At 62.6% G+C, this 8,219-nt stretch carries 9 protein-coding genes and 1 other RNA gene; all 10 read right to left on the minus strand.

The features are described from left to right. On the minus strand, positions 1–248 hold a 248-nt coding region (locus tag I2E26_RS04525; RefSeq protein ID WP_195419775.1), incomplete at its 3' end, for a hypothetical protein. A 488-nt stretch (positions 249–736) separates the two neighbouring features. Further along, a complete protein-coding gene (gene nagB, locus I2E26_RS04530; protein WP_147588479.1) occupies positions 737–1,468 on the minus strand; it encodes a glucosamine-6-phosphate deaminase in 732 nt (243 codons plus the stop codon). 27 nt (positions 1,469–1,495) lie between these two features. Then, on the minus strand, positions 1,496–1,993 hold the full coding sequence (locus I2E26_RS04535; RefSeq protein ID WP_195419776.1) for a PTS glucose transporter subunit IIA: 498 nt from the start codon (positions 1,991–1,993) through the stop codon (positions 1,496–1,498). A 182-nt stretch (positions 1,994–2,175) separates the two neighbouring features. After that, a complete protein-coding gene (gene rpsI, locus I2E26_RS04540; protein ID WP_147588477.1) occupies positions 2,176–2,571 on the minus strand; it encodes a 30S ribosomal protein S9 in 396 nt (131 codons plus the stop codon). Positions 2,572–2,573: 2 nt separating this feature from the next. Beyond that, the gene (rplM, locus tag I2E26_RS04545; protein WP_147588476.1) at positions 2,574–3,017 is read right to left on the minus strand and encodes a 50S ribosomal protein L13; all 444 of its coding nucleotides are present in this window, start codon (positions 3,015–3,017) and stop codon (positions 2,574–2,576) included. Between the two features lie 166 nt (positions 3,018–3,183). After that, positions 3,184–4,059 (minus strand): patatin family protein, encoded by an 876-nt coding sequence (locus I2E26_RS04550; protein WP_147588475.1) that lies wholly within the window; start codon positions 4,057–4,059, stop codon positions 3,184–3,186. Positions 4,060–4,323: 264 nt separating this feature from the next. Further along, positions 4,324–4,689: a transfer-messenger RNA gene (gene ssrA, locus I2E26_RS04555) on the minus strand. A gap of 206 nt (positions 4,690–4,895) precedes the next feature. Then, entirely contained in the window at positions 4,896–6,554 is a 1,659-nt protein-coding gene (gene gatB, locus I2E26_RS04560) for an Asp-tRNA(Asn)/Glu-tRNA(Gln) amidotransferase subunit GatB (RefSeq protein ID WP_195419777.1), read from the minus strand. Next, a complete protein-coding gene (gatA, locus tag I2E26_RS04565; protein WP_195419778.1) occupies positions 6,551–8,044 on the minus strand; it encodes an Asp-tRNA(Asn)/Glu-tRNA(Gln) amidotransferase subunit GatA in 1,494 nt (497 codons plus the stop codon). The genes gatB and gatA overlap by 4 nt, the downstream gene beginning before the upstream one ends. Then, positions 8,044–8,219, minus strand: a 176-nt coding sequence (locus I2E26_RS04570; protein ID WP_195419779.1) for an aspartyl/glutamyl-tRNA amidotransferase subunit C, incomplete at its 5' end; no start/stop codon positions are given. The genes I2E26_RS04570 and gatA, both read right to left, overlap by 1 nt.

Genomic DNA, 8,219 nt, shown 5'->3' on the forward strand with positions numbered 1-8,219 from the left:
CGAAGCACCACATCGCCCGTCGAGGGCATCTCGCGCAGCGTGCCGGCGCACTGCATCAACATAGATGTCTTGCCAAATCCCTTCGGCGCGCTTAAAAATACGATCCCCGCGCCATCCATCGCCGAAAGCAGCGCTCGAACCTGTTCACCTCGAACCACCAAGTGGTCCCCACGGTCGACCGGACTGCAATCACCTACTTGGCTCGCCACGGATCGCGCCATCGCACGTGCATTGGTCATCTCGTCCATTCCTTCCCCCAATCACCTCGCGTGCACGCTTACACGGTAAAGCGAATGAGGTGATCAAGGGTCAGGGATCTTCTCTCATTCGCTTCGCCGGTAAGAGAACCAATACCTGTCTGTAAGGTCACAGTTGATTCATACAGAACAGGTTTATGCACATTTGCATGCATTATCCCGTTTCCTATGGTAGCAGGTATTCAGTTTGGAGTGTAACGAGAACCCCTCGCAGAACTATAGGGACCCTTGGCATAATTTATTACCATCTTCATGGTAATTGTGATAATGAGAGAGCGATGCGTGGAGATCCACCGTTGTTAGAAAACTGTTAGCCAGCTGTTAGTCACAATCGAATTCCAGAACCAGCTGTGGATACATCGACACTCGATCAAAAGAAGCTCAAACACAGCAAAGCCGCCCGGTCGTACGCGACCGAGCGGCTTCGAGAACATGGAACCATGCCTATGGCAGTGGAGCCTTCCGCCAGCAGCGCGCGCTTACTTGCAGAGCGCGAGGGCGGCCTCGTCGGCAACCAGGGTGACGTTGCCATGCAGCTGAAGAATGGAAGCGGGGCAAGCCGGGGAGATCGGACCGAAGCACATGTCGTACACGGCCTGGGCCTTCTTCTCGCCGTTGGCGACAACCAGAATGCTACGGGCGCTCATGATGGTCTGAACACCCATCGTGTACGCCTGGCGCGGCACGTCCTCGATGTTGTCGAACAGACGGCTGTTGGCCTCGATGGTGCTCTCGGTAAGATCGATGCAGTGGGTACCCTTCGAGAATGCCTCGGCCGGCTCATTGAAGCCGATGTGGCCGTTGTTGCCGATACCCAGCAGCTGGAGGTCGGGATAGCCGGCGGAAGCGACCATCTCATCGTACTCGGAGCATGCGGCGGCGGCATCCGGGTTGGCACCGTCGGGCACGTGGGTGTTGGCAACGTCGATGTTCACATGCTTGAAGAGGTTCTCATTCATGAAATAATGATAGCTCTGGGGATCATCGTGGGTGAGACCGCGATACTCATCCAGGTTGTAGCTGGAAACCTGGGAGAAGTCGAGGTCGCCCTTCTTGTAGCCCTCGACGAGAAGCTCATAGGTACCGATGGGGGTAGAGCCCGTAGCGAGGCCAAGGACGCAATTAGGCTTCAGCACCACCTGAGCGGAAATGATATTGGCAGCCTTACGGCTCATATCCTCGTAGTCACGAGCGCGAACGATCCTGATCATAGTGACCCCTTTCCCTAGGATCGCGGATTACCGACTTTTGACGGCAATCAACTTGTCAAGCTCGGCAACATGGGTACCCACGCTGCCCTTGAGGCTTGCAAACTCGGCAGCGTTGCGAATGAGGACCAACACCGTGATGTCGTATCCTTCGGCGACGATGGCCTCGCGATCAAACTCGATCAGCACATCACCCTTGGCAACGCTATCTCCCGGCTCCGCTTTCACGGAAAAGTGGCGCCCTTCCAGATTGTACGTCTCGAGACCCACGTGAATGAGGACATCGAAGCCGTCGTCAGTGCGAAGGGCGGCAGCATGACCGGTTGGAAATATGGCCTCGACCTTTGCGTCGGCAGGTGCGACCACACGGTTTCCCGTGGGTTCGATCGCAACGCCCTCGCCCAGCAAACCAAGCGCGAACGTTTGATCCTGGACCTCGGAGAGCGGTTTCACGTTGCCCGCGAGCGGAGCGCACAGCACGCGCTCACGAACACCCAAACCAAACGACTGTAGAAGCCTACTGAACATTATTTCCCTCGATCACCCGTGCAGAGACCGTTTTGGCAGACGTCATTATCGTAACCCAAAACATCTGTGTTAGGTAGCCTATACCTATATACTGCAATGTTCTAAATATGCCATGCAATGAAAAAACGGGACCCACCGTAATGGGTGGATCCCGTCGAAGCGTGTATTTCTTGGAGAAGAAATTAGCGCTTGGAGAACTGCGGAGCGCGGCGGGCCTTCTTGAGACCGAACTTCTTGCGCTCGACGACGCGAGCATCGCGCGTAAGGAAACCAGCGCGCTTGAGGTCGGCACGGTAGTCGCCAGCGTTCAGCAGAGCACGAGCGATGCCGAGGCGCAGGGCGCCAGCCTGACCGGAGATGCCGCCACCATCGCACAGGGCGATGACGTCGAAGGAACCGAGGGTGTCGGTAACCTTGAAGGGGGCCAGGGCGCCATCGAGCAGCTGCTGACGGCCGAAGTACTCGGCAGCGTCACGCTTGTTGATGGTCACCTTGCCGGTGCCGGGGACGATACGGACACGAGCAACGGCGTTCTTGCGACGGCCGGTGCCGTAGTAAACAACGGTGTTCTCAGCCATCTTTAAGCCTCCAGGTCAATCTTAACGGGGTTCTGGGCAGCGTGCGGATGCTCTGCACCAGCGTAGACCTTGAGCTTCTTGAGCTGCTGACGACCAAGCGTGGTCTTGGGGAGCATGCCGCGGACGGCGCGCTCGATGACCTGCTCGGGGTGCTTCTCCATGGCCTGGCGGAAGCTCTCGGCCTTGAGGCCGCCATTGTAGCCGGTGTGACGGTAGTAAACCTTGTGGTCTGCCTTGTTGCCGCTAAGCTGGACCTTATCGGCGTTGATGACTACCACAAAGTCACCGCAGTCAGAGTTGGGCGTGAACTGGGGCTTGGTCTTACCGCGCAGAATAGCTGCGATCTGGGTGGCAAGGCGGCCCAGGATAGCGCCCTCGGCGTCGATGAGGACCCAGTTACGGGAAACCTCACCCTGCTTGGCGTAGTGAGTCGACTTCTGAATCACTTGACTCCTCCATGTACAGTACGTGTCTTAACAGAGTTTCACGGGGCTCTGCAAAGTAACCTGTTGAGTATACCGCTTAGGCGGCGCGAGTCAACGTGCTTTCGGCTGTCTACCAGAGTTTCTGCACAGACGGAACATGATTGTCAGCGCACATGACGGAGGTCGCCTATGCGCAGAAATCACAGATCGCCCCGAGCAGGCGCTTACCCTCCTGGCGGCCCTGGATATACAGGCCCAGCAACTTGGTTGGATCATGCTCGATATGCCCGATCTCCACCGGCGTCGGAGGGGCAACCACGAGCGCGCGGCCCTGGCGCTCGTACTCCCAGATATGCTCGCGCTGCTCGTTATAGCGCTCATGACGGTTCTCGAGCGCCTCCAGGAAATACGGATAGGCGCTATAGCGGGCGCGGGCGGGACCCATGAGGTCATAGGGGCCCTTCACATACGAACGATCCTGGGTGAGCACCACGACCGCGCGGTCGAACCCCGCCTCCTCGAGCGCATGCTCGATGGGCACGGAGTCCGCCACGCCACCATCCTGGTACAGGTCGCCGTCGATCTCGACCGGCTGCGTCACCAAGGGAAGCGAGGTGGTGGCACGCAAGACGTCGACATCGAGCACGGCGTTGGCAACCGGAAGGTAGGCGGCCGTACCGAACACCACGTCGGTGGCTACGGCAAACAGCTTCATGGGGTTCGCCTCGAATGTCTCGTTATCGAAGGGATCGATTCGATCCTGGATATCGTTGAGCAGGAAATCGTAACCAACGATGCTGCCGCTCGTTGCGAGCGACTTCGCGCCAATATAGTTGCCATCGTTGCAGTACGCCAGGTTGACGCGGTTCACGCGGCCGATCTGGCGCGACTTGTAATTCATACCGCTCAGCGCACCAGCCGATACGCCATAGCACGCGGCAAAATCGACGCCGTGCTCAAGCAGCACGTCGAGGACGCCCGCCGTGAACTCGCAGCGGAAGCTACCACCCTCGAGCACCAGGGCGACCTTTCCCGCGTTGGCGGCTTTTTGCTGAGCATCCATGACGATGTCCTTTCTCGGCGAGGCACATGAGCGACAACTGTTCTTCTACCACAAACAAGCACCGCGCAAACACCCTCCAGACAATCAGGACGCCGTATCCGAGCAAGCCCGAGCCCGCTGCGAGACTTGCCGGCCGTGCAGCGGGCTCGAAGGCGGGGCGCAGGCGTCGCACACGGCCCCCGAGCCCCGCCCCGGCATCGCTCCCAGCAAGATCTATACACAAGAAAAAGCAGGTAGACGCATACATCTACCTGCTGTAACGGTTGGTGGAGGCGCGGAGAATCGAACTCCGGTCCACGAAAGCTCCCTGATCGGCATCTCCAAGCTCAGTCGCCGATTTAGATTCGGAACCGTTGCGCGCGGCGACGCGCTCGCAGGTTCCTAGCTGGTTCGATCTTATCCCGTGCCATACCGGCTACGTGCACGGGAGCATTCCCCTAACATGACGTCGCCCCGGAGTCGGGGAAATCCCCGGTTTGACGCGCCGCTAATTAATTAAGCAGCGAGGGCATACTGCCCAGAGAAATTATTGTTGTCAATTCATTTTGACGGTACCCCAGTTTAACGTGGGCGAGGAGACCACGGCTTGCTTCCTCTCTCAGAGCTATCGTGTCGAAACCAGTCGCCCCCTCATGCGAGAGGTCTGGGCACCGCGGCCATGCGCCGCGCATGCATCGACCTGTCAAAGTACACCGCCCTCGCGGCAACGCGATGGCTGGGTTACGTATTCTACCACGTTTACGTCGTTGCTAAACCACGGAGCCGACCGCGCGCCGCGAACGTGCAGACGTGATGGCGGCCCCCATCGTAACAGCCCGGCGCCACCGCGCCCCGGCCTACGACAGGCTCGCGCGCAGCAACTCGTTGAAGAGCTTGGGGTTGCCGCTACCACGGCTCGCCTTCATGCACTGCCCCACCAAAAAGCCGATGACCTTCTGGTTGCCGTCGCGATACTGCTGGGCCTGGTCGGCGCATCGCGCAAGCACCTCGTCCACGATGGGCTGCAACGCGCCCGCATCGCTCACCTGGCGCATGCCGCGCTCGTCCACGATCTTCTCGGGGTCGTCGCCGCTCTCCGCCATGGCTTCGAAGACCTCGTGCGCCTGGTTGCTCGAGATCGCGTCCTCGGCGAGCAGGCGGGCCAGGGAGGCAACCTGCGTCGGCGCGATACCGCTCTCTTCCAACGACGCCCCCGCGGCCTTGAGGTAGCCTGCCAGCTCGTTCACGATGAGGTTGGCCACCACCTGCGCCGCCTTTCCGGCAAGACCGTCGGCCGCCTGCTCGAAGAACGCCGCGGTCGCCGGGTCGCCGGCGATCTGCTCGGCATCCGCGCGCTTGATGCCGAATGCGCCCTCGAAGCGGTCGCGCTTCGCATCGGGCAGCTCGGGCAGTTCCGATGCGCAGCGATCGATGAACGCATCCGACAAGTCGAACGGAGCCAAATCGGGGTCGGGGAACAAGCGGTAGTCGTCGGCCGTCTCCTTCACGCGCATCACCACGGTGCGCTTGCGGCTCGGCTCCCAGTGGCGAGTCTCCTGGTAGATGACGCCACCCTCCTCGAGCACCTCGGCCTGGCGACAGATCTCGTACGCCAAGCCGTCGTGCAGCGCCTTGAAGCTGTTGAGGTTCTTGAGCTCGGTCTTGGTACCCAGGGCCGTCTCGCCGCGGCGGCGAAGGCTCACGTTGCCGTCGCAGCGCATGGAGCCCTTCTCCATCGAGCAATCGGAGATGCCCAGCGTCAGGAAGATGCGGCGCAGCTTCTCCATGAACAGGCGAGCCTCTTCGGGCGTACGCAGGTCGGGCTCGGTCACCAGCTCGATCAAAGGGGTGCCGCAGCGGTTGTAATCGACCAGGCTCTCGGCAGCCGCCGTGATACGGCCCTCCTCGCCACCCAGGTGGTTGAGCTTGGCCGCATCTTCCTCCATGTGGATACGCAGAATGCGGATGGGCACGCGGTAGCTGCCGTCGCCGAAGCGCTCGGGCAGCCCCAGCTCGCCCGCACCTCCGCACGACGCGCCCTCGGGCATCTGCTCGCCCATGCTCGCCGACAGGCCCACGGCGTTGGCGCTCGCACTGGCGAGGCTGCTCGCCTCGCCCTCGCCGAACGCGCACTCCGGGCGCTCGGCGGCGCCGCGGCCGCGCACGTCCAGGTCCAACCTGCCGTGCATGCAGAACGCCACGGGCCCCTGCGTTGTCTGGAAGTTCTTGGCCATATCGGGATAGAAGTAGTGCTTGCGATAGAACATCGAGCGCTTTTGAATCTGGCAGTTGGTTGCCAGGCCCGCCTTGACGATATACTCGATCGCGCGCTCGTTGGGCACGGGCAGCGCGCCGGGCAGGCCCAGGCACACCGGGCACACGTGCGCATTGGGCTCGTCGTCATGGCTGAGCGTGCAGCCGCAGAACATCTTCGTATCGAGCGTCGTGAGCTCGGTATGGATCTCGAGGCCGATCACGGCCTCCCAGTCTTTCAGGACCTCGGCGAGCTCCTTCATGCAAGCTCACCTCCCTTCTGGGCGCAAGCGGGCGCTACGGGCGCCGCACCGAACGCGACCTCGAGTGCACGGGCATACGTGAGAAGCTCGCGATCGTGGAACGCGGGCGCCACCAGCTGGGCGGACACGGGCAGACCCGAATCCTCGCCCAGGCCGAGCGGCACGGAGATGCCGCCGTTGCCCGCGATGTTGAGCGAGATCGTATACAGGTCGGACAGGTACATCTGCGTGGGGTCGGACAGCTCGCCGTGCTTGAACGCGGTACGCGGCGCGGCGGGCATGAGGATGGCGTCCACCTGCTCGAACGCCCGCGCGTAATCGCGCGTGATCATGGTGCGCGCCTTCTGGGCCGCGTAGTAATACTTGTCGTACACGCCGCTGGACAGCAGGTAGGCGCCGAGCATCTGGCGACGCTTCGCCTCCCTACCGAAGCCGTGCGCACGGGACAGCGCGCTTTGCTGCGCCAGGTTCGCGCAGTCCTCCTCCTGATAGCCGTAGCGAATGCCGTCGAAGCGGGCCAGGTTGGAGAACGCCTCCGCGGGCCCGATCACGTAATAAGCGGCGATAGCGGCGTCGAGATGCGGAAGCTCGACCTCAACGACCTGCGCGCCCTGTTGCTCCAGCTGGGCGGCCGCGCGTTCGACGGCGCGGCGCACCTCGGGCGCGAGGCCCTCGGCCTCCATGAGCGCCGGGACGACGCCCACGCGCCTCCCCGTCACGCCGTCATCCAGGTGCTCGCAGAAATCAACGGCGAACTCCTGCGAGGTGCCGTCGAGCGGATCGCGGCCGGGCGCGGTGAGCGCGTTCATGGCGAGCGCGACGTCCTCGACCGTGCGGCCGAACGGGCCCACCTGATCCAACGAGCTGCCAAAAGCCACCACGCCGTAGCGCGAGACCGCGCCGTACGTGGGCTTCATACCCACGACGCCGCAGAACGATGCAGGCTGGCGAATGGAGCCGCCGGTATCGGAGCCCAAGGAGAGCGCCACCTCGCCCGCCGCCACCGCGGCAGCCGAGCCGCCCGACGACCCGCCGGGCACGCACTCGAGGTCCCACGGGTTGTTGGTGGGGTGGAACGCCGAGTTCTCGGTGGACGAGCCGAACGCGAACTCGTCCATATTCACCTTGCCGATGGGCAGGCAGCCGGCATCGAGCATGCGCTGCACGCACGTGGCCGTGTAGACGCTCTCATACGATGCCAGCATCTGCGAGGCGCATGTGGTGCGCGTCCCGGCCAGGTTCATGTTGTCCTTGATGGCCAGCGGGACGCCGGCCAGCGGGGGCAGCGGGCCGCCGGCCGCGCGGGAGGCATCGACGCGCGCCGCCGCCTCGAGCGCGGCGTCTGCCGACACCTGCAAAAACGCGCCCACTTCGGCATCGCGGCACTCGACCGCATCGAGCGAAGCGCGCGCGACCTCGGTTGCGCTGAACTCGCCCGCCGCCACGCCCGCGGCGATCTGAGCCGCCGAAAGCGAATCGATCCACGCCATCAGCAATCACCCCCTTCGCCCAGAATCGAGGGCACGCGGAACGAGCGCCCGCGCGTGGACGCCGCATCCTTGAGCGCCTCGTCGATCGGAAGCGAGCGCCCCGCGTCCGCGGCGTCCGCGCGCACGACGTTCGCAAGGTCCCCGATGGGATGGAACGTCGGCTCGACGTCTGCAT

Source organism: Collinsella sp. D33t1_170424_A12 (assembly GCF_015554865.1).
In the GTDB taxonomy this organism is placed as follows: domain Bacteria; phylum Actinomycetota; class Coriobacteriia; order Coriobacteriales; family Coriobacteriaceae; genus Collinsella.

Bases quoted from the DNA above. Each gene is read 5' to 3' on its own strand.
- nagB (WP_147588479.1), bottom strand. From the start codon at position 1,468: ATGATCAGGATCGTTCGCGCTCGTGACTACGAGGATATGAGCCGTAAG.
- I2E26_RS04535 (WP_195419776.1), bottom strand. From the start codon at position 1,993: ATGTTCAGTAGGCTTCTACAGTCGTTTGGTTTGGGTGTTCGTGAGCGC.
- rpsI (WP_147588477.1), bottom strand. From the start codon at position 2,571: ATGGCTGAGAACACCGTTGTTTACTACGGCACCGGCCGTCGCAAGAAC.
- I2E26_RS04550 (WP_147588475.1), bottom strand. From the start codon at position 4,059: ATGGATGCTCAGCAAAAAGCCGCCAACGCGGGAAAGGTCGCCCTGGTG.
- gatB (WP_195419777.1), bottom strand. From the start codon at position 6,554: ATGAAGGAGCTCGCCGAGGTCCTGAAAGACTGGGAGGCCGTGATCGGC.
- gatA (WP_195419778.1), bottom strand. From the start codon at position 8,044: ATGGCGTGGATCGATTCGCTTTCGGCGGCTCAGATCGCCGCGGGCGTG.